The sequence below is a fragment of the Caballeronia sp. LZ034LL genome, from assembly GCF_031451215.1.
Taxonomy (GTDB): Bacteria; Pseudomonadota; Gammaproteobacteria; order Burkholderiales; family Burkholderiaceae; genus Caballeronia.
Genome location: NZ_JARUXR010000001.1, coordinates 732,258 through 755,808, shown reverse-complemented (window position 1 = coordinate 755,808; position 23,551 = coordinate 732,258). Strand labels below are relative to the sequence as shown.

Below are 23,551 nucleotides of genomic sequence, written 5' to 3'. Positions count from 1 at the left end.
CGGTCTCCCGGTTTTTGATTCCGTTTTCTGATTCAAAAGGAACGCTCCAGATGTTCACAGGAATTGTCGCGGCAATGGGCCGCATCGAAAAAGTCACGCCGCTCGGCGCGCAGGACGCGGGCGTGCGCCTGACGATCGCGGCCGGCGGGCTAGACCTGAGCGACGTGGAACTCGGCGACAGCATTGCCATTCAGGGCGCCTGCATGACGGTGATCCAGAAAACGCCCAAGTCCTTCGATGTCGATGTGTCGCGCGAAAGCCTGAACAAGACGGTCGGCCTCGGCGAGGCCGGCGCCGGCGTGAACCTGGAAAAAGCCCTGCGCGCGCACGACCGCCTGGGCGGCCATCTCGTTTCAGGACACGTGGACGGCCTGGGCGTCGTTTCGAAATTCGAGCCGGTGGGCGAATCGCACGAGTTGCGCATCGTCGCGCCGAAGGACATCGGCAAGTATCTGGCCTACAAGGGTTCGGTGACGGTGAACGGCGTGAGCCTCACCGTCAACGCCGTCACCGACCGCCCCGACGGCAGCGAGTTCTCGATCAACCTGATCCCGCATACCGTCGAAGTCACGACGCTGAGCACGCTCAAGGCGGGCACCCAGGTGAATCTGGAGATCGATCTGATTGCGCGCTATGTGGAACGGATGATGAGCGCTGCGTGACGCCGGAGCCCGTCTCCCGGATCGACACCAGGTACAGCGTCTCCTGCGCGAGCAGGTAGAGCAGCGCATATTCCCCGGACGGTGCGTCGCCGAACTCGTGCACAAACAGTTCGCCGCCCGCCGCCCTCGCCCGCTCCAGCATCTCGACGAGATAACCCACGCAGAGCGTCGCTTCGAACTGCTCCGGAATCTCGCCGGACACATCGCGCCCCATGCGCGGCGCGCTCCTGAGCTGGGGAAGCACTTCCCTGTCCAGGCGTTCGATCAGAAGGTCGAACGCCTCCGCATTACCCGCCTCGATCCACTGCCGCTCGATTTCGAGCAGCCGCGCCTCAAAATAATCCGTGATGCGCACCGCCGCGCGATCCGGGGAAAGTGCCGGATCCGTGGCGGTCTGTGCCTGCGGTCCGTTCCTGTGCTTCATGCTGATCATAGTTGTTACGCCGTGAGAGTTGAGGTCCAGCCAGTCTCTCAGGCCCGGCGCGCATGCACCATTCGTCCGAATGGCCTAGGAAATTTCCCGTCCGCCGTCCCGTGGATTTCGCCGCCCGTGTGGCAGGCGTGGCGTAAAATACGCCCTTTCCCCGAACCGGACCCTTACGGGACGTCATCATGTCGCTCGCCTCCACTCCTGAGATCATCGCTGAACTGAAAGCCGGCCGGATGGTGATCCTCGTCGACGAAGAAGATCGCGAGAATGAAGGCGATCTGATCCTCGCCGCCGAATTCGTCACGCCCGAAGCCATCAACTTCATGGCGAAATACGGCCGCGGCCTGATCTGCCTGACGCTCACCCAGGAGCGCTGCCAGCAGCTCAACCTGCCCTTGATGACGCAGCGCAACGGCACGCAGTACGGCACGGCATTCACGGTCAGCATCGAGGCCGCCGAGGGCGTCACCACCGGCATTTCGGCCTCGGACCGCGCCCGGACCATTCAGGCGGCGGTCGCGCCGGACGCGCGCGCCGAACACATTGTTCAGCCCGGCCATGTGTTCCCGATCATGGCGCAGCCCGGCGGCGTGCTGGTCCGCGCCGGCCACACGGAAGCGGGCTGCGACCTCACCGCGCTCGCCGGCCTCACGCCGGCCGCCGTGATCTGCGAAGTCATCAAGGACGACGGCGAAATGGCCCGCCTGCCGGATCTCATCGAGTTCGGCGAGCAGCACGGCATCAAGATCGGCTCGATTGCCGACCTGATCCACTATCGCAGCCGCACCGAATCGATCATCGAGAAGGTCTCCGAGCGCACCATGCAGACCGCGCACGGCCCGTTCCGCGCCATCCTGTATCGCGACGAGCCCACGCATTCGCCGCACATCGCGCTGGTGCGCGGCACGCCGCGTCCCGAACAGGAAACGCCGGTGCGCGTGCACGAACCGCTCTCGGTGCTCGACCTGCTCGAAATAGATGCCTCCATGCACTCGTGGACCATCGACGCCGCGATGAAGGAAATCGCCGCGCGCGATCTCGGCGCCATCGTCATGCTCAATTGCGGCGACACGAAGGAACATCTCGTGGCTGTGTTCGAGGCGTTCGACCAGCAGCAGAAGGCCAAGGAGCTGCAGCGCCGGCCGATCGACTTCAAGACTTATGGCATCGGCGCGCAGATCCTGCGCGACATCGGCGTCGGCAAGATGCAGGTGCTCTCGAATCCGCGCAAGCTCGGCAGCATGTCGGGCTACGGGCTCGAGGTCACGGGCTTCATTCCGATGCCCGGCTGCCCCGCGACCGCCGCGCCCGTCGAGCCGTCCGTCGCGCAGCTGCGCTCGGCCTGACGCCAAGGCCTGACGCCCTTAAGGCGCCGCCCCTCTCCAACAGAACCAACGGATCCAATTCATGGAAATCGGACAATATCAGCCGAACCTCGACGGCGACGGCCTGCGCATCGGCATCGTGCAGTCGCGTTTCAACGAACCGGTGTGCAACGGCCTCGCCGACGCGTGCATCGAGGAACTGGAGCGTCTCGGCGTGATCGGCGAAGACGTGTTGCTCGTCACCGTCCCCGGCGCGCTGGAAATTCCGCTCGCGCTGCAAAAGCTGGCCGAGTCCGGCCAGTTCGACGCGCTGATCGCGGTCGGCTGCGTCGTGCGCGGCGAGACCTATCACTTCGAACTGGTGTCGAACGAGAACGGCGCGGGCATTTCGCGCATCGCGCTCGACTTCGGCATTCCGGTGGCGAACGCGGTGCTCACGACCGAGAACGACGAGCAGGCCGTCGCGCGCATGACCGAAAAGGGTCGTGATGCCGCGCGCGTCGCGGTTGAAATGGCGAATCTGTCCGTCGCGCTCGAGCAGCTCGGCGGCGATGAAGAAGACGAAGACGAAGAAGACGAGGACCGCGCATGAAGAGCGCACGACGCCGTTCGCGCGAGCTCGCGACGCAAGGGCTTTATCAATGGCTGCTGTCCGGTGCGCCCGCCGGTGAAATCGACGCGCAGCTGCGTTCCACGCAGGGTTTCGACAAGGCCGACCAGGAACACCTGGACGCCATCCTGCACGGCGTGATCAAGGAAGCGGACACGTTGTCCGAGCAGTTGCAGCCGTGTCTGGACCGGCCGATCGACCAGTTGTCGCCGGTCGAACGCGCGGTGCTGCTGGTCGCGGCCTTCGAGTTCAAGCATCACATCGACGTGCCGTATCGCGTCGTCATCAATGAAGCGGTGGAGCTGACGAAGACCTTCGGCGGCTCGGACGGCTACAAGTACGTCAATGGCGTGCTCGACAAGCTCGCCGTCGCCATGCGACCCACCGAGGCGCAGGCGCGCGGACGCGGAGCGTAAATGAACCACGCTGCGGAGCCGCTGGTGAGACTGGCGTCGCGGGTCGGCGCCATCGAGCCGTTCTACGTGATGGAGCTGATGAAGCAGGCCCAGGTGCTCGAACGCGCCGGCCGCGACATCATCCACATGAGCATCGGCGAACCGGATTTCACCGCGCCCGAGCCCGTCACCCGCGCCGCCGCCGACGCCCTCACGCGCGGCGTCACGCAGTACACCAATGCGCTCGGCATCCACGCGCTGCGCGAGGCCATTGCGCAGCATTACCGCGATGCCTTCGGCCTCGACATCGATCCGGCGCGCATCGTCGTGACGGCGGGCGCGTCGGCGGCGCTGCTGCTCGCGTGCATGGCGCTGGTCGATCACGGCGACGAAGTCCTGATGCCCGACCCCTGCTATCCGTGCAACCGGCACTTCGTGTCGGCCGCGGACGGCAAGCCGGTGCTGATTCCGAGCGGTCCAGCCGAACGCTTCCAGCTGACGGCCGCGCATGTCGAGGAATACTGGACCGACAAGACGCGCGGCGTGCTGCTGGCGTCGCCGTCGAACCCGACGGGCACGTCGATCGAACCGGACGAACTGCGGCGGATCATCGGCGCGGTGCGTGCGCGCGGCGGCTTTACCATCGTCGACGAGATCTACCAGGGGCTGAGCTACGACGCGAAACCCGTGTCCGCCCTTTCCTTCGGCGACGACGTCGTCACGGTCAACAGCTTTTCGAAGTACTTCAACATGACCGGCTGGCGGCTCGGCTGGCTCGTCGTGCCGCACGCGATGGTCGGCGCGCTCGAAAAACTGTCGCAGAACCTGTTCATCTGCGCGTCGGCGCTCGCGCAACATGCGGCGCTCGCCTGCTTCGCGCCCGAGACGCTCGCGATCTACGAGGCTCGCCGGGGCGAATTCAAACGGCGGCGCGACTACATCGTGCCGGCGCTGCGCTCGCTCGGTTTCGGCGTGCCGGTGGTGCCGGACGGCGCCTTCTACGTCTACGCGGATACCGCCACGGTGCACCATCCCGCCGCCGGCAACAGCGACGCGCTCACGCACGCGATGCTGCATGACGCGGGCGTGGTGCTCGTGCCGGGCACGGATTTCGGGTTTCATGCGCCGCAGCGCTATCTGCGTCTGTCGTATGCAACCGCCTACTCAAAGCTCGAAGAGGCGGTGGCGCGGCTGGGATCCTTGTTCGGCCGCTGAACACATCAAGCTGGCCAAATGAAAAATGGGCACCCTCGGGTGCCCATTTTTATTGGTCAGACGCTTGCAGCAGTAATCAGGCGCCGAATTCCGCCGATGCGACGTGCTTCGTTTCCGTGTCGCCATCGTCCTGCGCGCCCTGCTTCTTCGACGTATCGATCGTCACGTGAACGCGCTTTTCGGGCGCGGCGGAAGCCAGCACCTGCTTGGGCGCGGGCTGGACCGGCGCCTGCGGGGCATTGATCGGCACGTTACGGCCGCGTGCGACGTCGCGCAGACGCGAACGCTCGGCCAGCACCTTGGCGCCGTAGCCGCCGTCGTCCTGCGTCGTCGAACCGACGTAGAAGCGCAGGCCGCCCGCCACCGAACCGCCGCGCGCGATGCAGTCCTTCAGCACGAGCGCGCCGACCTTGATGTTCGCGAGCGGATCGAGCGCCGCGTGCGAGCCGCCGAAGTACTGGAACTTGTCGGAGTGAACCTTCGACATCACCTGCATCAGACCCTGCGCGCCGACGCCGCTTTCGGCATACGGATTGAAGCCCGATTCGATCGCCATCACGGAGAGCAGCAGCAGCGGATCGAGCCCGACTTCGCGGCCTGTGTCGAACGCTGCGCGCACGAGCTCGGTGACCGGCTCTTCCGCCACGCGATAGCGCCGCGCAATGAAGCTCGCGACGAGCTTCTGCTCGCGCGTGGAAACCAGTACACGGTCGTCGCGCGCATCGGCCACGACGCGTTGCGCCGGGATCAGGCTCGCCAGCATGCCGACGGACGGCATGGTGCGCGGATCGAGACCGTTCGGCGAAACAGCGAGACTGATACCGCCGGTCAGCTGGCGGGTGCTGTCGTCGTCGCTGGCAGCCGCGCCAAGCGACGGCGTGACCGCGGCGGGCGCCTTGCCGTTCGCGGCGGGCGCGTCAGCGGCACTGGCCTTGTTCACGGCCAGGTTCACCGGCAGCATCGCGTCGTTCGCCGGGCGATGCACGGCCGAGAACGGCGGCAGCGGCTGCCCCGCGAGCAGGCGAGCCGGACCGGCCTGCACGGCGGCGGACACGAAAGGCATGACCTTTGCGGCGAGCGTGGTGCGCCACGAAGGCAGCAGCCACAGCGACAACGCCGTGATGACGGCGACGCCGCCGACCAGGCTGAAGAGATGGTGACTCAAACGGCGTCCACGACGCAGCGCGATGCGCACCAGTTGCGCGGCGCGGGTGTCGGAACCCCACGATAACCAAGCGTTCATCGATGCTCCCAATGTTGCATGATTAGCGCAGATGAATATGAATAAAGCCCATATCAAAAGCGCAAATCAGACACCGCTCGCTCTTGGCAAGCGTAAGCGGCATCGGGGATACGGCATGCGCCGTCTGGAAGGCCGAACCGGCATGAACACCGGGTTGCGCGGCACGTACTGCATGCCCTGAGTGCGCAGATGACCTTCCACGCGAAAAACCGGCGTGGAAACGCCGGCAGTGACAACCAACAGCCATGAGTCGCCGGGCAGGTTCGGCGCAGGCGACGCATGTGCGTCTGTAAAGACCTGAGGCAGCGGTAAAAAGTTTCAAAACCTGCTTTGGATGCCAAGCGATTCTAGCAGGGTTTAATGATCCGTCAATGCTATAGACTTCCGTTTCAATTACTTACAGTTATATTGAACAGTGTTCAGCGCCCGAAAAGCGCGTTTTCGCTGCCGTCGACACTGCTTTTCGCTGAATGTCCCCCAACGCACCGACGCGAGCACAGGTAAAATCGACAATCGCCATGGCGCGCAGCCGTCCCGCTCCGTGCAGACCGGCTCCGCGGGCGTCCCGAGATCACCTGCGAGCATCGATGAAATACAAAGACTTGCGCGACTTCACCGCCCGCCTTGAAGCGCTCGGTGAATTGCGCCGCATCCGGCAGTCCGTCTCCCCCGTTCTCGAAATCACCGAAATCTCGGATCGCGTGCTGCGTACAGGCGGCCCGGCGCTGCTGTTCGAAGCGCCCACCGGCCACACGATGCCCGTGCTGGCCAACCTCTTCGGCACCACGCGGCGAGTCGCGCTGGGCATGGGCATCGAAACGGACGCGCCCGGCAGTGCGGATACGAGCCTCGGCGGCGACGTCGCCGCGCTGGGTTCGCTGCGCGACGTCGGCCGGTTGTTGTCGGCGCTGAAGGAACCCGAGCCGCCGAAAGGCCTGAAGGACGCCGGCAAATTGCTGTCGCTGGCCAAGGCGGTCTGGGACATGGCGCCGAAATCGGTGAGCGCGCCGCCCTGCCAGGAAGTCGTGTGGGAAGGCCAGGACGTGGACCTCTATCGCCTGCCGATCCAGACCTGCTGGCCCGGCGACGCCGGACCGCTGCTCACCTGGGGCCTCACGGTCACGCGCGGACCGAACAAGCCGCGCCAGAATCTCGGCATCTACCGGCAGCAACTGCTCGGGCGCAACAAGCTCATCATGCGCTGGCTCGCGCATCGCGGCGGCGCGCTCGATTTCCGCGAGTTCGCGCTGGCGAACCCGGGCAAGCCGTATCCGGTCGCCGTCGTCCTCGGCGCGGATCCGGCAACCATCCTCGGCGCCGTCACGCCGGTGCCGGACTCGTTGTCCGAATATCAGTTCGCGGGGCTCCTGCGCGGCTCGCGCACCGAGCTGGCGAAGTGCCTGACGCCGGGCGTCGACTCGTTGCAGGTGCCGGCGCGCGCGGAGATCGTGCTCGAAGGCTTCATCCATCCGCACGACGGCGATCTCCCGCCCGTGCCCGCCGGCGCGCCGCCGCGTCCCTCGACGGGCGCCGCCGCCCGTTACGAGCACGCGCTCGAAGGCCCCTACGGCGATCACACCGGCTACTACAACGAACAGGAGTGGTTCCCGGTCTTCACGGTCGAGAAGATCACGATGCGGCGCGACGCCCTGTTTCATTCCACCTATACCGGCAAGCCGCCCGACGAACCGGCCGTGCTCGGCGTCGCGCTGAACGAAGTCTTCGTGCCGCTGCTGCAGAAGCAGTTCACCGAGATCACCGACTTCTATCTGCCGCCCGAGGGCTGCAGCTATCGCATGGCGATCGTGCAGATGAAGAAGAGCTATCCGGGACACGCCAAGCGCGTGATGTTCGGCGTGTGGAGCTTCCTGCGCCAGTTCATGTATACGAAGTTTATCGTCGTGGTGGACGAGGACGTCAACGTGCGCGACTGGAAGGAAGTGATCTGGGCGATCACAACACGCGTTGATCCCACGCGCGACACCGTCATGGTCGACAACACGCCGATCGACTACCTCGATTTCGCGTCGCCGGTGGCGGGCCTCGGCTCGAAGATGGGCCTCGACGCCACCAGCAAGTGGGCCGGCGAGACGAACCGCGAATGGGGCCGTCCCATCGTGATGGACGAGGCAGTGAAACGCCGCGTCGACGGGCTGTGGGCCGAACTCGGGCTCGACGCATGAGCGCGCTCGCCGCGACGCTCTATGGGGCGGCATCGTCGAGAACACGCATGCGGCGCACGTCGCCGTGGTCGATGCGCATGGCCGGCTCGTGCATTTGTTCGGCGATCCGCAGCGCATCACCTTGCCGCGCTCGGCCGCGAAGCCGGCGCAGGCGCTTGCCGTGATCGAGACCGGCGCGCTCGAACGCTTCGGCTTCACGGAGGAAGAGCTCGCGCTGATGTGCGCGTCGCACAGTAGCGAGCCGCGCCATATCGAACGTGTGCGCGCGATGCTCGCAAAGGCGCAGGCGAGCGAGAGCGACTTGCGTTGCGGCGGTCATCCGCCGATCTCGGACGCCGTGCAGCGCGACTGGATCAAACGCGGCTTCACGCCGACCGCCGTGTGCAGCAACTGCTCCGGCAAGCACGCCGGCATGCTCGCGGGCGCCCGCGCGCTGGGCCTCGCGCTCGCCGACTATCATCTGCCCGGCCATCCCTTGCAGGCGCACGTGAGACGCACGATGGCGCACGCAGCCGGCTTGCCCGAGGATGAAGTGCAATGGGCCATCGACGGCTGCAACCTGCCGACGCCCGCCTTCCCGCTCGCGCATCTCGCGCGGCTCTTCATGACGATCGCCGATGCGCCGCAAGACACACCGCTCGCACGCATCCACCGGGCGATGACGGCGCATCCCGAACTCGTCGCGGGCAAAGGGCGTTTCTGCACGCTGCTGATGCAGGCCTTCGACGGCACCCTGGTCGGCAAGACCGGCGCGGATGCGTGCTATGCGATCGGCGTGCGGCGCGGGCACGGCACGCTCGGCATCGCGATCAAGGTCGAGGACGGTAATACCACGGTGCTGAACGCGGTCGTCGTGCACGTGCTCGATCAGCTCGGCATCGGCACGCAGCAGCAACGCGACGCCCTCGCCGCCTTCCGTCAACCGGTCGTGCGCAACACCATGGGCGTGCCGACCGGCCAGCTCGACGTGCGCTTCACGCTGCATTCCCATCAGGCTTGAACATGCACGCGTGGTCGTTGCTGTCGGACGGATTTTTTCTGTCGCTGTCGCTGTGCCTCGATATCGGCATCGCCAACGTCGCGATCATCTCGCTGACTTTGTCGCACGGCTTCAGGCCGGGGCTCGTGCTCGGCCTCGGCACCTGTTTCGGCGATCTGTTCTATGCCGCACTCGCGCTGCTCGGCATGGCGGCGCTGCTGCAGTTCCCTGCCGTGCGCTGGGTGGTGTGGATCGGCGGCGCCATCGTGCTACTGTTCCTCACGTGGAAGATGGCGCGCGAGGCGCTCGATCCGGCCTCCGCGCCGCCCGTCGAAGGCGAGGCGGATCTCGCCGTGCCGCGTCCCCGGCACTGGAAGAGCTTCGTGCGCGGCTGCCTGCTGGCAGTGTCGTCGCCTAGCGCGATCCTGTGGTTCGCGGCCGTCGGCGGCGCGCTCATCGCCAAGGCGGGCGCAACCAGCGCGGTCAGCGCGTCCCTTTTCCTGACCGGCTTCTTCTGCGGCGGCCTCGCCTGGACACTCTTCATCTGCACGCTGGCCAGCCACGGCCGCAAACGCGCCGGCACGCGGCTGCTGCGCGCGTGTCATGTGATGTCGGCGGTGCTCTTCGCGTACTTCGCGTACAGCGTGATCGTCAATGGATATCGAGACTTGATCGTGCACGCGGCAAGCTGATCCTGCCTTCAGGCAAGGTACTGCGAGAGCTTCGCGAGATCGACATTGCCGCCGGACACGATCACGCCCACGCGCTTGCCCTCGACCGGCACGATCTTCTGCAGGACCGCCGCCGCCGCGAGACAACCCGTCGGCTCGACCACCATCTTCATGCGCTGGGCGAAGAAGCGCAGCGTCTCGATCAGTTGCGCATCGCTCACCGTGACGATGCGCTCCACGTGCTCGCGGATGATCGGAAAGTTATAAGCGCCGACATGCGTGGCCGCGGCGCCATCGGCGATGGTGCGCGGCACGTCGATAGTCACGATCTCGCCGCGCGCAAGCGACTGTTGCGCGTCGTTGCCCGCTTCCGGCTCGACGCCGATCACCTTGCAATCCGGCGCCAGCGCGGCCGCCGCGAGCGCGCATCCGCCGATCAGCCCGCCGCCGCCGAGGCATACAAAGAGATAGTCGAGCGGCCCGGTTTCTTCGATCAGCTCCTTCGCCGCCGTGCCTTGGCCCGCGATCACGTGCGGATGGTCGTAGGGCGGAATGAGCGTCATGCCGCGCTCGTCGGCGAGTTGCCGGCCGATCTCCTCGCGGTTCTGCGTATAGCGGTCGTAGGTGATGACTTCGCCGCCATAGCCGCGCGTCGCTTCCATTTTTGCGGCCGGCGCGTCCTCGGGCATGACGATGGTCGCGCGTATGCCCGCGAGCCGCGCCGACAGCGCAATGGCCTGCGCATGATTGCCCGATGAGTAAGTGATGACGCCGGCCGCGCGCTGGCGGTCGTCGAAGTGAGACAGCGCGTTCCACGCGCCGCGGAACTTGAACGCGCCCATGCGCTGGAAGTTTTCGCACTTGAAGAAGAGCGAGGCGCCGGCGATGTCGTCAGCGGTGCGCGACGTCAGGGCCGGCGTGCGATGCGCGAAGCCTTCGAGGCGCCGGGCGGCATCGGCGACGTCATCGTAGGTGGGTGCGGGAAGGGAGGTCATCGGCGGCAACCTGTGCGGGGAAGAAAGGGCATTGTCCCAGTTTATGCCGCCCTGCCCCGGGTGCCGGAAACAACAAGGGCGATGCGCTGTGAAACGCATCGCCCTTGTTCAGGCTGGTGGTCGGGCTGGCTCAATAACGGTAGTAGCCCGGACCGTGCCGGTAGTAACCATGGTGCCGGTAATACGGCCGGCCGTAATAGCCGTAACCGCCATAGACCACCGGGGGCGGCGGCGCATAGACCACCGGCGGCGGCGCGACATAGACCGGCGGCGGCGGCGCCACATACACCGGCGCGGGCGGCGCGGCATAAACCGGATAGGCCGGCACCCCGATGCCGACGCCAATCGACACATGCGCGTGAGCCGCACTCATGAAGCCGACGCCGAGCGCGCCGGCCACCAACACACTACCGAGCTTTTTCACTTTCGTTCTCCTCGCCGCTTCGCATTGTTTCCGGCTTGCGCGGAACATGAGCGACGGTATGAAACGAATTTAACGAAAATGCACATTTATCGCTGAGACCATTTGTTGCAAATTGCAAGTTCCTTAACGCTGATTCGAAGGCTGAAGTTGCGCGCGAATTGGCCGATCGGGTGAAATCGCCCACCGAAGCGGTTCCCGACGCACACGCGAAGACGCGCAACCGCGGCGCGGAAAGAATGCGTAACGTCTGATTACAAATCAACGAAAAAGCCCCGTCGAACGTCGTCGACGGGGCTTCGATGTGCGGTCGCAAAAGCGTCGGTCGTGGCGCGCTCAACCCACCTTCACATAAGCGAACTCGCGCGTGACATTGGGCGGCACATAGGCGCCGCTGATGACGACACGGGGCGTCAGGCGCTTCTTCTGATCCCACCAGCAGCGGCGCTGGGTCTGGCTCAGGAAACGCAGATGCTTCCGGTACGAAAAAATGCTCATGGCAACCTCCGAACGTAGCGAATGAAACCTGTGGAAGAGGTTGAAGGCCGGTTGCGCCTGCCTCTTCGGTCGAATCCTTCTTCTCTTTAGTATTTCGCGATGTCCTCGCTCACTTCGTACGCCAGGGAACTCAACACCGGCAACCACGTGGGCTTGACCACATTCAGCAGAATCCATGCCGTTCTGGCCCGCAAATGTGCATTGCACTATGGGCCGTCGAACATCGGACGCACCGCTCCGCGTCCGTTTCACTTTATGCAGTCTATCCTGCCAGCATTGCGTGACGCGCGCTGTCGACCCGCGTGTCGAAACCGCAACACGCGGGCAAATCAGCCGCAAATAAGAAATTTACGACTTGCTTTCATTCGACTGCCGATGAAATGACAATGTCGTCGCCGGCGCAGGCGCTTGGCCGTCCCCAATCGGGACGGCAGCCGTGTTAAGGTGACGACCGGCGCCCCACCGAGCAGGCCCGGTGGGCGGGGAAATCAAGTCGCCATGAACAGGAAGTCGCGATGTTTCTGGGTCCGCCCAGCGGGAGCTGGCGAGTAGTGAGACTCGTCGCGCGCCGCGTCGGACGATGGCGGCTCGCGACAGCCTGGTAAAACACTCCCGTCCCGAGAACGAACAATGATCAAGGTCAAGCATCCCGAATCGCGCCGCGCGAGCGTGCGCCCCGCTGCCGCAGCCGGCGCCTGTGCCCGCCGCGCACGGAGATGCGGGCGCCATCGCTAGTCCCTGGCATCGTTCGTTTCAAGCTTCTTTCAGTCGACCCGACGCAGCCGCCACGCTGCACACGCAAACAAGAGGACCCGAGATGTTCGGCGAGATCGCCCGTTTTCTGCTCAGCACCGTTTTCACCCTGTTCGGCGCGGCGCTGCTGCTGCGCGCATGGATGCAGGTCGTGCGCATGCCGCCCTACAACCCGGTTTCCAATGCCGTGATGCAGGCCACCAACTGGATCGTGCTGCCGCTGCGCAAGATCCTGCCGGGCGGCAAGATCGACTGGGCCAGCATTCTCGCGGCGCTGATCGCCGCCGCTGTCTATGTCATGTTGATGGTCGTGCTCGCCGGCGTCGACCCGACGCTCATGCTGCCGATGCTCGCGCTCGTCGCCGTGCTGACCGTCATCAAGTGGGCGCTGAACCTCATCATCTGGATGACGATCCTGATGGCGCTGCTGTCGTGGCTCAACCCGCAATCGCCGGCCATGCCGCTGCTCTTCCAGATCACCGCGCCGTTCCTCGACCCGCTGCGGCGCATCCTGCCGCGGCTCGGCGGCATCGACCTTTCGCCGATCCTGCTGTTCGTCATCGTGCAGGTGCTGTTGATGGTGGTGACGCGCGTGGCGGTATCGATGACGCTGTTCGGGATCTGAGCGGCGCGCGCAATTGCGCCTGCGAAGGCGTTGCGCTTACAATTGCGTGCTCAAGCTCCGGCTCAAGCGGGCGTCGTATAATGGCCATTACCGTAGCTTCCCAAGCTACAGACGTGGGTTCGATTCCCATCGCCCGCTCCAGGTTTCTCAGCACCAACCACATCAGAACACCCGGCAAAAGCCGCCTCCAGTGTCACACTCGGGCGGCTTTTTGATTTCCAGCATTGCCTCGTCATGAATCAAGATCCCGAGAACGAAGCCGCCGACGGCGCCCCCGACCTTCCCGCCTCCGCCGACGATCCCTCGACGCTCCGGCACCGGCGCATCCGCAGTTTCGTCACGCGGGCGGGCCGCGTATCGATAGGACAGCAGCGCGCGCTCGACGAACTCGGTCCGCGCTACGTCGTGCCCTACGCGCCGCAAGCGGCGGACTGGAACGCCCTCTTCGGCCGCGAGGCGCCGCGCGTGCTGGAGATCGGTTTCGGCATGGGCGCGACGACAGCGGAGATCGCAGCCGTGCGTCCCGGCGATGACTTCATCGGCGTGGAAGTGCACGAGCCGGGCGTCGGCGCGCTGCTCAAGCTGATCGGCGAGCAAGGACTCGGCAACATCCGCATCCTGCAGCACGACGCCGTGGAAGTGCTCGAGCACATGATCGCGCCGGACAGCCTCGACGGCGTGCACATCTATTTCCCCGATCCGTGGCACAAGGCGCGTCACCACAAGCGCCGCCTGATCCAGCCGAAGTTCGTCGCGCTGCTTGTCTCGCGCATGAAGCCGGGCGGCTATCTGCATCTCGCGACCGACTGGCAGAACTACGCGGAACAGATGCTCGAAGTCCTTTCGGCGGAACCCGCGCTCGAGAACACCGCCGACGGCTACGCGCCGCGTCCGGACTTCCGCCCGGTCACGAAGTTCGAGCGGCGCGGACTGCGCCTTGGACACGGCGTGTGGGACCTGATGTTCCGGCGTCGTTGAACGCAAAAAAGCCACGGCATGCCGTGGCTTTTTTTATCGCGCGACGGGATTCAGTCGGCCCAGCTCAGCCCGCCGCTGTAGCCCACGATCAGGATCAGCAATCCGAAGCCGATGCGGTACCACGCGAACGCCGTGAAGTCGTGCGAGGCGACATAGCGCAGCAGCCAGCGCACGCACACGAACGCGCTGATGAACGCCGCCACGAGCCCGATCGCGAACAAGCCGATATCGCCGACGGTCAGCGTGCGCCAGTACTTGGCCATCTCATAGAGCGTCGCACCGAAGATGATCGGGATGGCGAGGAAGAACGAGAATTCCGTGGCGACGCGCCGTTCGAGACCGAACAGCATGCCGCCGATGATCGTCGCCCCCGAACGCGACGTGCCGGGGATCAGCGCGAAGCACTGGGCGAGACCGACCTTGAGCGCATCGGCATAGGCGAGTTCGTCGACCGAGGTCACACGCGGCGCCACGGCGCGTTCCCGCTGGCGCGATTCGGCCCAGAGAATCACGATGCCGCCCACGATCAGCGCCACCGACACCGGCACCGGCGAGAACAGCACCGCCTTGATGTGCTTTTCCAGCAGCAAGCCCAGCACGATGGCCGGAACGGTCGCGATGATGACGTTGAGCGTGAAGCGCCGCGCATCGGGGCGACTCGGCAGCCCGATCACGACCGAGCCGATCTTCGCGCGATATTCCCAGCAGATGGCGAGAATCGCGCCGAACTGGATGACGACGTCAAAGGTCTTCGATTGCGCGTCGGTGAAATTCAGCAGACTGCCAGCAACGATCAGATGCCCCGTGCTTGAAACCGGCAGGAATTCGGTCAAGCCTTCCACGACGCCCAGAACGAGCGCCTTCATCATCAGTATCCAGTCCATCCGCAGCCCTTGTTCGCCGATACAGCTGTTGTTTGTCAAGCACCGTACAGGCGGATGTCGGCTTACTTCTCGACGATCTGCGCACGTATGCCGTTTGTAAGGACTGTGATTGTACCGGGTTCGTAAGACACTCCGGCGAACTGGAGTTCTTCCGGCTTGAAGGTGTGGATCGGATAGCGGTCGAGCAGCTGGGCCGCGAGCTGCGCACCGACCGATGCAATCTGTTGGTTGTACTGCCCGGCGTCACCCGTGAACTGCGCATCGTCAACGGATGGCGCGACGAGAATCACCGAACGGCTGGGGGCATCGTAGGCCAGTTGTGTGGACAGCGTGAACGTGCCGGCCACGGGATTGGGCATGAAGGGCGTCGCGAGACGCGCATCGACGCGCACCGTCACGCGATTGCGATCCGGCGCCATGCCGACGACCGGATTGCTCAGCACGACATCGAAAATCTGCGAGGCCGTGCGTTGCAGCGGGAACTTGCGGGCTACGGCTTCCTGGACCTGCTGCGTCGAAAATGTGTAGTGATCCGGAATGAACGGGAAGATGGAGTTCGACGCCGCGCGGGCGGTCGATGTGAGAGCGAGCGTGGGCAGCGACAGCGCTGCCAGCACGAACCGGCGCCGCAGCGGCGCGACGGTGTGCGTCATGCGTATTCCTCCAGTGCTGGGTTCTTCGATGCGTTGCGCCGGATGGCGCGGTGCAGATTTTGGACCATCGATCAGCGGGACAGTTGCGTCGCGCGGGGCTGCGTATCCCGTTCGAGCGTTTCGATCCACCGAAGTGCAAATTCGCGCGACTCGCCGCACATCTCCGCCGAAGGCTGCAAGCCGCTGCAGCACGACGGCCTGCGCGGATCGCCGAAGATGGCGCAGCGCAGGTCATCGCCGAGCTGCACGCAGCGCTCGCCCGCACGCTTGCCTTGCGGCATGCCCGGAATCGGGCTGGAAATGGAAGGCGCGATGCAGCACGCACCGCAGCCCTCGCGGCACGCGTGAGGCGAAGAGTCGATCGACATGGCGATAAGGAAACGCGGGAACACGAAAACGCGAAAGCCGCATTGTCCCACGCCTTGTCTTGCGCTTCGTCAAACCGGGCGTGCCGTTCTGCGACCCTGGCGCGCACGTCCGGCGCCCGACGCCGCCCTACACTCGAACGGATTCCAGAGGCCCGCCATGACATCCGCCGTTCCGTTCTTCCGCCCCGACCTGCTCGCCCGCTACGACGCTCGCGGGCCGCGCTACACGTCGTATCCAACCGCCGTGCAGTTCACCGACACCTTCGACCCCGCGCACTACCACGCGGCCGCCCGCCGCGGCCAGCCGCACGAAGCGCTGTCGCTGTACCTGCACATCCCGTTCTGCGACACCGTCTGCTTCTACTGCGGCTGCAACAAGGTCGCGACGAAGAACCGCGCGCATGCCCGGCCCTACCTCGACCGCCTGAAGCGCGAACTGGCGCTGCAAGCGGCATTGTTCGATCCCGCGCGCCCCGTCACGCAGCTTCACTGGGGCGGCGGCACGCCGACTTTCCTCGCGCACGACGAGATGGCCGAACTGATGGCCGCCACGCGCGCGCACTTCAATCTCGTGCCCGACGAGCGCGCGGAATATTCGATCGAAATCGATCCGCGCGAGGCCTCGGCGGACACGGTCGCGCTGCTGCGCGAACTCGGCTTCAACCGCATGAGCCTCGGCGTGCAGGACTTCGACGAACGCGTGCAGCGCGCCGTCAACCGCATCCAGCCGCGCGCGCTGACCGAGCGTGTGCTCGATGCCGCCCGCCGGCACGGCTTCCGCTCGGTCAGCGCCGATCTCATCTACGGCCTGCCGCATCAGAGCGTCGAGAGCTTTTCGCGCACGCTCGACGCCCTCATCGCGATGCGGCCGGATCGCGTCAGCGTGTTCGGCTACGCGCACCTGCCGGACCTCTTCAAGATGCAGCGGCGCATTGACGCCAGCGCGCTGCCGTCGCCGGCCGTGCGCCTCGCGATCCTCGAACGCGTGATCGCGCGCATGAGCGAGGCGGGCTATGTGTACATCGGCATGGATCACTTCGCGCTGCCGGACGACGAACTCGCCCGCGCGCACGCGGCGGGCACGCTCCAGCGCAACTTCCAGGGCTACAGCACGCAGGCGGATTGCGATCTGATCGGCATCGGCGCTTCGTCGATCGGCAAGGTCGGCGACGTCTATGCGCAGAACGCGCGCACGCTCGCCGACTACGCAACGGCGATCGATGCGGGCACGCTTGCGATCGCGCGCGGCGTGCGCCTCTCGCCCGACGATCAACTGCGCCGCGACCTCATCATGCGCGTCATGTGCGGCGGCGAGCTGCGTTTCGATGACGTCGCGCAGGCGCATGGCATCGAGTTTCCGGCGGTCTTCGCGGACGAACTCGAACGCCTCGCGCCGATGGCCGACGACGGTCTCATCGAACTCTCGCGCGACGCGCTTCGGGTCCTGCCCGCGGGACGCATGCTGGTGCGCAATGTCGCGTCGGTATTCGACCGTTATCTGGGACAGACCGGCGCGCAGCGCTTCTCGCGCACGCTCTGAAGGAAAGACGGGCGGCGGCGAGGCTCGAGGACGCGTATTTCTTACCTTGCTGGCTTAGAATGACAGCCACTCCGGGCGCCGGAGCCGCAGGCACTGCAAGCAAGACTCCGCGCCCGTCCATTCACGCCGATGCGAAGCGCCGGGCCGGTCGAAGGCGCATCGCGAACGGCCCTGCCGCCGCCACCTCATGCCCAGCCCTTCGCCCCAGTTCGCTCCGCTCGCCCAACTCGCCGCCGATCTCCACGCCGGCCGCACGACCAGCCGCGCGCTGGTCGAGACGGCCCTGGAACGGATCGCCGATCCCGCGGGCCAGGGCTCGACCGTCTTCCTGCACGTCGATGCCGCCCAGGCCCGCGCCGCCGCCGACGCCCACGACGCGCTGCGCCGCGCCGGCACCGTGCTGTCGCCGCTGGCCGGCATTCCGGTGTCCATCAAGGATCTCTTCGATATCGAAGGCCAGGTGACGCGCGCCGGCTCGACCGCGCTGAACGACGCCGCGCCCGCCCGCGCCGACGCCGTGGCGGTCGCCCGCCTGCGCCGCGCGGGCGCGGTGCTGATCGGCCGCACCAACATGAGCGAGTTCGCGTTCTCGGGCCTCGGGCTCAACCCGCACTACGGCACGCCGCATTCGCCGTGGCGCGCCGACGTGCCGGGCGATGCGCGCATCGCGGGCGGCTCGTCGTCGGGGGCGGCGGCCTCGGTCGCGGACGGCATGGCGGCCGTCGCGCTCGGCACCGACACCGGCGGCTCGATCCGCATTCCGTCGGCGCTGTGCGGCATCACCGGCTTCAAGCCCACCGCCAGCCGCATCCCGAAGCAAGGCGGCATTCCGCTCTCCCGCACACTCGATTCGTTCGGACCGATCGGCGTCTCGGTGGCCTGCTGCGCGCTGGTGGACCGCATTCTCGCGGGCCGCGAGCCCGGCGTGCCCGCCGCCCGTCCGCTCGATGGCGTGCGCCTCGGCGTGCTGACGAACTACGTGACGGACGGCGTCGAGGCGCCGGTCGCCGGCGCGGTCGCCGCGGCCATCGATCATCTGGCGGCGGCGGGCGCGGTGGTCGAAGACGTGCGTTTCGCGCCGCTCGACCGGCTGCCGGAGATCAACCGTTATCCGCTGGTCGCGATCGAAGCCTTTGCCTGGCACCGGAAGCTGATGGCCGAACGCGGCGCGGATTACGATCCGCGCGTGCTGGCCCGCCTGAAGCGCGCCGAAGCGGCAAGCGCCGCCGATTACATCGACCTGTGCGAGGCCCGCGCCGCGATGATCGAGGAAGCGCGCACGACGCTCTGGCAGCGTTTCGACGCCATCATCTGCCCGACCGTGCCGGTGCTGCCGCCGCGCATTGCCGACCTGGACGCCGACGACGACCTCTTCACGCGGACCAACGCGCTCATCCTGCGCAATCCGACCACCTTCAATTTCCTCGATGCCTGCGGCCTGTCGCTGCCGTGTCACCCGCGCGGCGACGCGCCCGTCGGCCTGATGCTGGCTGGCGCGCCGAACGCCGACGACGCGTTGCTGTCCATCGGGCGCGCAGTCGAAGCCGTACTCGACACGACGCGCTGAAGCGGCGGCGCGTCGTCGCGGGTGCGGCGTTCGCGCTAGAATTCACCGTCAAGCGGCGCAACTCAGGCACTTCCTTCTCGAATCGTTGCGGAACAATGAACAACTCTTTACATCACTTCTCGATGCATCAGGGCGACCGCGTCATGCGGCGTGAGCGGCGCCTGCTGGTGCTGCTGGGGCTCGTCAGTCTCGGGCTGGTCGGCGGCGCGCTGTATCTGCAGTTCTATCACGGCGAGGATCCTTGCCCACTGTGCATCATCCAGCGCTATTTCTTCGTGCTGATCGCCGTCTTCGCGTTCCTCGGCGCGGGCTTCAACAACTGGCGCGGCATCGCGCTGCTGGAGACGCTGGTCGCGCTGTCGGCGCTCGGCGGGCTCGCCACGGCCGCGCGGCATGTGTATGTGCAATCGCATCCGGGCTTCAGCTGCGGTTTCGACGCGCTGCAACCGGTCGTCGACAGCCTGCCGCCCGCGCAGTGGCTGCCGCAGGTGTTCAAGGTCGCGGGCCTGTGCGAAACCCCGTATCCGCCGATCCTCGGCCTCTCGCTGCCGCAATGGTCGCTGATCGCCTTCGCGATCATCTTCGTGCTGGTGCTGGCGAGCCTGCGGTTCAAGCGCAAGCTGCGCGCGACCGCGCGGTAATTCCTGCCGCCACCGCCGTTCGTTGTCCCGGGCGGGGCATTCGCGCCGCCCGTCTCCCCGCTCCACTCCGTTTTTTCCGCCACGCATCAGTCCGACCGCATACCCTTGATACGGGGCCGGCAATATTTTTTTGATATTGCGATGCTAAGGTCGGGTCTGGATGGCGATCTACGTGCGCGCAGTCCGTTCTGCCCCGGCAAGCCGTGTTTTTTCCGGTCAGCCCCGAAACGAACGACAACCGCGTAACGCGCGCCGGGTCCGCAATGTCTTTCTGATCATGACAAAGCACACCATCCGCATCCCCTGTCACGTCTTTTCACGCACGGCATCCACCCGGCCCTTGCACGTCCGGCACCCGGCAGTCTCCGCGTGCGCGTGGGCGCATCGAGCCATCCCGATAAACTACGGATTGCGACGATTCACCCTCACGCCACCCTGACACCTTTCCCGGAGCTCCATCGATGCAAGTTTGGCTCAACGACCTGCAACACCTGCTCGCGCACGGCGATGCCGTCGTGCTCGTGACGGTCGCGCGTGTCGAAGGCTCCGCGCCGCGCGAGCCAGGCACGAAGATGATCGTCACGCGCGAGGATGCGCGCTACACCATCGGCGGCGGTCATCTCGAATGGAAGGCCATCGAGACCGCCCGGCAAGTCCTGAAGGAAGGCATGCGCCGTCCGCACATGCGCCGGCTCGAACGCTTCGCGCTCGGGCCGAGTCTCGGCCAGTGCTGCGGCGGCGCGGTGGTGCTGGCTTTCGAGCGGCTCGACGTCGCCGACCTGAACTGGGTGACCACGCTCGCGAAGCGCACCGCGCAAGGTCTCTCGACGGTGCGCAGCATTTCGTTCGCGCCGCAGCCCGATGCCGTCATGCTGTCCGATCCCGAAGCGGCCGACGCCGACGCCGACTGCCTGCTGTGGGACGGCGCCGGTTTCGCCGAGAGCGGACCGCTGCTGACCGAGACCATCGCGCCGCGCGACTTCCAGGTCGTGCTGTTCGGCGCGGGGCATGTGGGCGCGGCGCTCGTGCGCGTGCTCGCCACCTTGCCCTGCCACGTGACCTGGGTCGACGAGCGCGACGCCGCGTTTCCCGCGCCGCAGTTCGTGCCGGACAACGTGACGATCGAGCCAAACGACGCCCCCGACGAAGCCATCGACCGCGCACCGGCCAACGCGTACTACCTCGTGATGACGCACAACCACACGGTGGATCTGGCGCTGGCGGAGTGCATCCTGCGGCGCGGCGACTTCGCGTTCTTCGGCATGATCGGCTCGTTCACGAAGAAGAAGCAGTTCGAGCACCGGCTCGTGGCGCGCGGCATCGACCCGGCGCGCATTGCGCGGATGGTGTGTCCGATCGGCATCGACGGCATCGTCGACAAGGCGCCCGAGGTGATCGCGGTCGCAGCAGCCGCCCAGCTGCTGCAAGCGGTCGAAGCCAACACGCAGGCGCGTGCGTCGTCGCAACAGAGCGTCTGAGCCCGGACGCAAGACAAGCCCCAACCCATAACAGCCCATGAATCCCACATTCGCCGACAAGATCGCGCACGCGCCCAAGGCCGAGCTGCATATCCACATCGAAGGCTCGCTCGAACCCGAGCTGATCTTCGCGCTCGCGCAGCGCAACGGCGTGCCGCTCGCGTACGACTCCATCGACGCACTGCGCGCCGCCTACGCCTTCACCGACCTGCAATCGTTCCTCGACATCTACTACGCCGGCGCGAGCGTGCTGCTGCACGAGCAGGACTTCTACGACATGACGGCCGCCTATGTCGAACGCGCGCTGGCCGATCACGTCACGCACACGGAGATCTTCTTCGATCCGCAGACGCACACCGAACGCGGCGTGCCGATCGAAACGGTGGTGGCCGGCATTGAGCGCGCGCTCGCCGATGCCGAGAAGCGCGGCCTCACCTCGAAGCTGATCCTGTGTTTCCTGCGCCATCTGCCCGAAGAAGATGCGCTCGCCACGTATGAAAGCGCGCTGCCGCTGTTCGACCGGTACGCGCACCGGCTGATCGGCGTGGGACTCGATTCATCGGAACGCGGTCATCCGCCGTCGAAGTTCGAGCGCGTGTTCGCCAAGGCGCGCGAGCGCGGCCTGAAACTCGTCGCGCACGCGGGCGAGGAAGGTCCGCCGTCCTACGTCTACGAGGCGCTCGATCTGCTGAAAGTGGACCGCGTCGATCACGGCGTGCGCAGCATCGAGGACGCGGCATTGGTCGCCCGTCTCGCGGATGCGCGCATTGCGCTGACCGTGTGTCCGCTGTCGAACCTCAAGCTGTGCGTGTTCGACGACATGACCAGGCACACGCTGAAGGACCTGCTCGATCAGGGCGTCGCCGTGATGATCAATTCCGACGATCCCGCGTACTTCGGCGGCTACGTCAACGCGAACTACTTCGCGATTGTCGATGCACTGAAGCTCGACGATCACGAGGTCTACACGCTGCTGCGCAACAGCCTGGAAGCGTCGTTCGTGACGGATGCGCAGCGCGCCGACATGATCGCGCGCCTCGATGCCTACTGGAAGCAGTGAGCCCATGGACACGACCGCAACGTCCAACCGGGACATGACCGCCATCGAACGCTTCTTCGGCGTGCGCGCGGCGGGCTCGCGCGTGAAGACCGAAGTCGTCGCGGGCATCACGACCTTCCTCACGGCGATGTACATCATCGTCGTCAATCCGGGCATCCTCTCGCAGGCGGGCGTGCCGTTTCCGGCGGCGCTCACGGCGACCGTCATCGTCAGCTTCCTCGGCAGCTGCGCGATGGGCCTGTATGCGCGCAATCCGGTGCTCGTCGCGCCCGGCATGGGCATGAACGCGCTGTTCGCCTTCGTCATGGTGCACGGCGGCAAGATGCCGTGGCAGACCGCGCTCGGCTGCGTGTTCTGGTCCGGCGTGATCTTCGCGGTGCTCGCGGCCTTCAACGCGCGCAAGCTCGTCGTCGATGCGATTCCGGCCAACCTGCGGCATGCGGTGTCGTGCGGGATCGGGCTGTTCATCAGCCTGATCGGCCTCGTCAACGCGAAGTTCGTGGTGAGCGATCCGGTCACGATCGTGCATTCGGCATCGCTGAATCCGGTCGTCATCACGTTCCTGATCGGGCTCGCGGTCACCACCATCCTGGTCGCGCGCAATGTCACGGGCGCGCTGATGCTGGGCATCGTGTTCACGACGCTCATCGCACTGCCGATCGGCCGCTGGTGGGGCGACGGCACCGCCTACTGGCCCGCCGCCATCGCGACGAAAACGCTCGTCAACTGGAACGGCCTGTTCGCCGCGCCGGATTTCTCGGCCATCGGCCAGCTCGACCTGATGGGATCGCTGAAGCTCATCTACTGGCCGTTCATCTTCGTGATGCTGTTCACGTCGTTCTTCGACGCGCTCTCCACCTTCATGGCGATCTCCGAAGCCGGCAAGCTCTACGACCAGGACGGCAATCCGCGCAACATCCGCCAGTCGATGATGGTCGACTCGTTCTCGGCGCTCGTGTCCGCGCCGCTCGGCACTAGTCCGGCGAACGCGTATATCGAATCGGCGGCGGGCATTTCGGCGGGCGGGCGCACCGGGCTGGTAGCGGTCGTGGCCGGCCTGTGCTTCCTGCCGTTCCTGTTCCTCTCGCCGCTGCTGTCGCTGATTCCGGCCATCGCCACCGCGCCCGCGCTCGTGCTCGTCGGCGTGTTCATGATGGAAGCGATCACGAAGATTGAATGGCAGCGGTTCGACGAAGCCATTCCCGCCTTCCTCGCGATGATCCTGATCCCGCTGACCTATTCGATCACGGATGGCGTCGCGTACGGCTTCCTCGCGTTCGTCGTGCTGAAGACAGCGACGGGCCGCGCGCGGGAAGTCAAGCCGGCGATGTGGATCATCGCGGCCTTTGCCCTGGTTCTGCTTTCGCAGTTGTAGTC

General features: G+C 65.9%; 23 protein-coding genes, 1 tRNA gene and 1 pseudogene. 17 read left to right on the top strand and 8 right to left on the bottom strand.

The annotated features are described in order from the left end of the window. Positions 1-50 precede the first annotated feature (50 nt). Positions 51-662 (top strand): riboflavin synthase, encoded by a 612-nt coding sequence (locus QCE83_RS03500; protein WP_309807638.1) that lies wholly within the window; start codon positions 51-53, stop codon positions 660-662. Here the strand turns inward: QCE83_RS03500 and QCE83_RS03495 are convergent. Beyond that, positions 586-1,095 carry a hypothetical protein gene (locus tag QCE83_RS03495; RefSeq protein ID WP_309807637.1) on the bottom strand — a complete coding sequence of 170 codons (510 nt, stop codon included), beginning with the start codon at positions 1,093-1,095 and terminating at the stop codon, positions 586-588. The genes QCE83_RS03500 and QCE83_RS03495 overlap by 77 nt on opposite strands. A gap of 179 nt (positions 1,096-1,274) precedes the next feature. Here QCE83_RS03495 and ribBA point away from each other — a divergent pair, with 179 nt between their 5' ends. The 4 genes from ribBA (at position 1,275) to QCE83_RS03475 (ending at position 4,637) form a co-directional block, all read left to right on the top strand. Continuing rightward, the gene (gene ribBA, locus QCE83_RS03490) at positions 1,275-2,438 is read left to right on the top strand and encodes a bifunctional 3,4-dihydroxy-2-butanone-4-phosphate synthase/GTP cyclohydrolase II (protein ID WP_309807636.1); all 1,164 of its coding nucleotides are present in this window, start codon (positions 1,275-1,277) and stop codon (positions 2,436-2,438) included. A 61-nt stretch (positions 2,439-2,499) separates the two neighbouring features. Further along, positions 2,500-3,009 (top strand): 6,7-dimethyl-8-ribityllumazine synthase, encoded by a 510-nt coding sequence (gene ribH, locus QCE83_RS03485; RefSeq protein ID WP_309807635.1) that lies wholly within the window; start codon positions 2,500-2,502, stop codon positions 3,007-3,009. Beyond that, positions 3,006-3,443 (top strand): transcription antitermination factor NusB, encoded by a 438-nt coding sequence (gene nusB / locus QCE83_RS03480; protein WP_309807634.1) that lies wholly within the window; start codon positions 3,006-3,008, stop codon positions 3,441-3,443. Before ribH ends, nusB begins: the two co-directional genes overlap by 4 nt. Continuing rightward, positions 3,444-4,637: a pyridoxal phosphate-dependent aminotransferase gene (locus QCE83_RS03475; RefSeq protein ID WP_309807633.1), complete on the top strand. Its 1,194-nt coding sequence runs from the start codon at positions 3,444-3,446 to the stop codon at positions 4,635-4,637. 76 nt (positions 4,638-4,713) lie between these two features. On the opposite strand, the gene QCE83_RS03470 is transcribed toward QCE83_RS03475, so the two are convergent. Then, positions 4,714-5,880: a transglycosylase SLT domain-containing protein gene (locus tag QCE83_RS03470; RefSeq protein ID WP_309807630.1), complete on the bottom strand. Its 1,167-nt coding sequence runs from the start codon at positions 5,878-5,880 to the stop codon at positions 4,714-4,716. 587 nt (positions 5,881-6,467) lie between these two features. Between QCE83_RS03470 and ubiD the strand changes: the two genes are divergently transcribed. The 3 genes and pseudogenes from ubiD (at position 6,468) to QCE83_RS03455 (ending at position 9,734) form a co-directional block, all read left to right on the top strand. Continuing rightward, positions 6,468-8,063, top strand: a complete 1,596-nt coding sequence (gene ubiD / locus QCE83_RS03465; RefSeq protein ID WP_309807629.1) for a 4-hydroxy-3-polyprenylbenzoate decarboxylase — start codon at positions 6,468-6,470, stop codon at positions 8,061-8,063. Beyond that, positions 8,060-9,063: pseudogene (locus tag QCE83_RS03460) on the top strand (asparaginase). Before ubiD ends, QCE83_RS03460 begins: the two are co-directional and overlap by 4 nt. A gap of 2 nt (positions 9,064-9,065) precedes the next feature. Then, on the top strand, positions 9,066-9,734 hold the full coding sequence (locus tag QCE83_RS03455; RefSeq protein WP_309807628.1) for a LysE family transporter: 669 nt from the start codon (positions 9,066-9,068) through the stop codon (positions 9,732-9,734). Positions 9,735-9,742: 8 nt separating this feature from the next. On the opposite strand, the gene QCE83_RS03450 is transcribed toward QCE83_RS03455, so the two are convergent. The 3 genes from QCE83_RS03450 to QCE83_RS03440 all read right to left on the bottom strand — a co-directional run bounded on the left by QCE83_RS03450 (position 9,743) and on the right by QCE83_RS03440 (position 11,627). Continuing rightward, positions 9,743-10,708, bottom strand: coding sequence for a threo-3-hydroxy-L-aspartate ammonia-lyase (locus QCE83_RS03450; protein WP_309807627.1), 966 nt, complete (start codon positions 10,706-10,708; stop codon positions 9,743-9,745). A 130-nt stretch (positions 10,709-10,838) separates the two neighbouring features. After that, on the bottom strand, positions 10,839-11,132 hold the full coding sequence (locus tag QCE83_RS03445; RefSeq protein ID WP_309807625.1) for a hypothetical protein: 294 nt from the start codon (positions 11,130-11,132) through the stop codon (positions 10,839-10,841). A gap of 333 nt (positions 11,133-11,465) precedes the next feature. After that, a complete protein-coding gene (locus tag QCE83_RS03440) occupies positions 11,466-11,627 on the bottom strand; it encodes a hypothetical protein (RefSeq protein WP_309807623.1) in 162 nt (53 codons plus the stop codon). An 817-nt stretch (positions 11,628-12,444) separates the two neighbouring features. Here QCE83_RS03440 and QCE83_RS03435 point away from each other — a divergent pair. From QCE83_RS03435 to trmB, 3 genes are all read left to right on the top strand, one after another. Continuing rightward, entirely contained in the window at positions 12,445-13,005 is a 561-nt protein-coding gene (locus QCE83_RS03435) for a YggT family protein (RefSeq protein WP_309807622.1), read from the top strand. A 66-nt stretch (positions 13,006-13,071) separates the two neighbouring features. Next, positions 13,072-13,146, top strand: a tRNA-Gly gene (locus QCE83_RS03430). A 93-nt stretch (positions 13,147-13,239) separates the two neighbouring features. Next, positions 13,240-13,983, top strand: a complete 744-nt coding sequence (trmB, locus tag QCE83_RS03425) for a tRNA (guanosine(46)-N7)-methyltransferase TrmB (RefSeq protein ID WP_309807621.1) — start codon at positions 13,240-13,242, stop codon at positions 13,981-13,983. Between the two features lie 50 nt (positions 13,984-14,033). Here trmB and QCE83_RS03420 read toward each other — a convergent pair whose 3' ends face one another. The 3 genes from QCE83_RS03420 to QCE83_RS03410 all read right to left on the bottom strand — a co-directional run bounded on the left by QCE83_RS03420 (position 14,034) and on the right by QCE83_RS03410 (position 15,888). Then, entirely contained in the window at positions 14,034-14,867 is an 834-nt protein-coding gene (locus QCE83_RS03420; protein ID WP_309807620.1) for an undecaprenyl-diphosphate phosphatase, read from the bottom strand. A gap of 62 nt (positions 14,868-14,929) precedes the next feature. Next, positions 14,930-15,520, bottom strand: a complete 591-nt coding sequence (locus QCE83_RS03415) for a DUF1439 domain-containing protein (protein WP_309807619.1) — start codon at positions 15,518-15,520, stop codon at positions 14,930-14,932. Positions 15,521-15,591: 71 nt separating this feature from the next. After that, complete coding sequence (locus QCE83_RS03410; protein ID WP_309807618.1) at positions 15,592-15,888, bottom strand: YkgJ family cysteine cluster protein; 297 nt, start codon at positions 15,886-15,888, stop codon at positions 15,592-15,594. Positions 15,889-16,045: 157 nt separating this feature from the next. Here QCE83_RS03410 and hemN point away from each other — a divergent pair, with 157 nt between their 5' ends. The 6 genes from hemN (at position 16,046) to QCE83_RS03380 (ending at position 23,549) form a co-directional block, all read left to right on the top strand. Continuing rightward, complete coding sequence (hemN, locus tag QCE83_RS03405; protein ID WP_309807617.1) at positions 16,046-17,428, top strand: oxygen-independent coproporphyrinogen III oxidase; 1,383 nt, start codon at positions 16,046-16,048, stop codon at positions 17,426-17,428. A gap of 187 nt (positions 17,429-17,615) precedes the next feature. After that, positions 17,616-18,995, top strand: a complete 1,380-nt coding sequence (locus tag QCE83_RS03400; RefSeq protein WP_309807616.1) for an amidase — start codon at positions 17,616-17,618, stop codon at positions 18,993-18,995. A gap of 122 nt (positions 18,996-19,117) precedes the next feature. After that, on the top strand, positions 19,118-19,636 hold the full coding sequence (locus QCE83_RS03395) for a disulfide bond formation protein B (protein WP_309811433.1): 519 nt from the start codon (positions 19,118-19,120) through the stop codon (positions 19,634-19,636). Between the two features lie 461 nt (positions 19,637-20,097). After that, entirely contained in the window at positions 20,098-21,114 is a 1,017-nt protein-coding gene (gene xdhC, locus QCE83_RS03390; protein WP_309807614.1) for a xanthine dehydrogenase accessory protein XdhC, read from the top strand. A 37-nt stretch (positions 21,115-21,151) separates the two neighbouring features. Continuing rightward, a complete protein-coding gene (locus QCE83_RS03385) occupies positions 21,152-22,174 on the top strand; it encodes an adenosine deaminase (RefSeq protein WP_309807613.1) in 1,023 nt (340 codons plus the stop codon). Positions 22,175-22,178: 4 nt separating this feature from the next. Continuing rightward, positions 22,179-23,549 (top strand): NCS2 family permease, encoded by a 1,371-nt coding sequence (locus QCE83_RS03380; RefSeq protein ID WP_309807612.1) that lies wholly within the window; start codon positions 22,179-22,181, stop codon positions 23,547-23,549. The last annotated feature ends 2 nt before the right edge of the window (positions 23,550-23,551 follow it).

What these genes read in the sequence shown, in the direction of transcription:
- QCE83_RS03500 (WP_309807638.1), top strand. Translation starts at nt 51, where the DNA reads ATGTTCACAGGAATTGTCGCGGCAATGGGCCGCATCGAAAAAGTCACG.
- QCE83_RS03495 (WP_309807637.1), bottom strand. Translation starts at nt 1,095, where the DNA reads ATGATCAGCATGAAGCACAGGAACGGACCGCAGGCACAGACCGCCACG.
- ribBA (WP_309807636.1), top strand. Translation starts at nt 1,275, where the DNA reads ATGTCGCTCGCCTCCACTCCTGAGATCATCGCTGAACTGAAAGCCGGC.
- ribH (WP_309807635.1), top strand. Translation starts at nt 2,500, where the DNA reads ATGGAAATCGGACAATATCAGCCGAACCTCGACGGCGACGGCCTGCGC.
- nusB (WP_309807634.1), top strand. Translation starts at nt 3,006, where the DNA reads ATGAAGAGCGCACGACGCCGTTCGCGCGAGCTCGCGACGCAAGGGCTT.
- QCE83_RS03475 (WP_309807633.1), top strand. Translation starts at nt 3,444, where the DNA reads ATGAACCACGCTGCGGAGCCGCTGGTGAGACTGGCGTCGCGGGTCGGC.
- QCE83_RS03470 (WP_309807630.1), bottom strand. Translation starts at nt 5,880, where the DNA reads ATGAACGCTTGGTTATCGTGGGGTTCCGACACCCGCGCCGCGCAACTG.
- ubiD (WP_309807629.1), top strand. Translation starts at nt 6,468, where the DNA reads ATGAAATACAAAGACTTGCGCGACTTCACCGCCCGCCTTGAAGCGCTC.
- QCE83_RS03455 (WP_309807628.1), top strand. Translation starts at nt 9,066, where the DNA reads ATGCACGCGTGGTCGTTGCTGTCGGACGGATTTTTTCTGTCGCTGTCG.
- QCE83_RS03450 (WP_309807627.1), bottom strand. Translation starts at nt 10,708, where the DNA reads ATGACCTCCCTTCCCGCACCCACCTACGATGACGTCGCCGATGCCGCC.
- QCE83_RS03440 (WP_309807623.1), bottom strand. Translation starts at nt 11,627, where the DNA reads ATGAGCATTTTTTCGTACCGGAAGCATCTGCGTTTCCTGAGCCAGACC.
- QCE83_RS03435 (WP_309807622.1), top strand. Translation starts at nt 12,445, where the DNA reads ATGTTCGGCGAGATCGCCCGTTTTCTGCTCAGCACCGTTTTCACCCTG.
- trmB (WP_309807621.1), top strand. Translation starts at nt 13,240, where the DNA reads ATGAATCAAGATCCCGAGAACGAAGCCGCCGACGGCGCCCCCGACCTT.
- QCE83_RS03420 (WP_309807620.1), bottom strand. Translation starts at nt 14,867, where the DNA reads ATGGACTGGATACTGATGATGAAGGCGCTCGTTCTGGGCGTCGTGGAA.
- QCE83_RS03415 (WP_309807619.1), bottom strand. Translation starts at nt 15,520, where the DNA reads ATGACGCACACCGTCGCGCCGCTGCGGCGCCGGTTCGTGCTGGCAGCG.
- QCE83_RS03410 (WP_309807618.1), bottom strand. Translation starts at nt 15,888, where the DNA reads ATGTCGATCGACTCTTCGCCTCACGCGTGCCGCGAGGGCTGCGGTGCG.
- hemN (WP_309807617.1), top strand. Translation starts at nt 16,046, where the DNA reads ATGACATCCGCCGTTCCGTTCTTCCGCCCCGACCTGCTCGCCCGCTAC.
- QCE83_RS03400 (WP_309807616.1), top strand. Translation starts at nt 17,616, where the DNA reads ATGCCCAGCCCTTCGCCCCAGTTCGCTCCGCTCGCCCAACTCGCCGCC.
- QCE83_RS03395 (WP_309811433.1), top strand. Translation starts at nt 19,118, where the DNA reads ATGCATCAGGGCGACCGCGTCATGCGGCGTGAGCGGCGCCTGCTGGTG.
- xdhC (WP_309807614.1), top strand. Translation starts at nt 20,098, where the DNA reads ATGCAAGTTTGGCTCAACGACCTGCAACACCTGCTCGCGCACGGCGAT.
- QCE83_RS03385 (WP_309807613.1), top strand. Translation starts at nt 21,152, where the DNA reads ATGAATCCCACATTCGCCGACAAGATCGCGCACGCGCCCAAGGCCGAG.
- QCE83_RS03380 (WP_309807612.1), top strand. Translation starts at nt 22,179, where the DNA reads ATGGACACGACCGCAACGTCCAACCGGGACATGACCGCCATCGAACGC.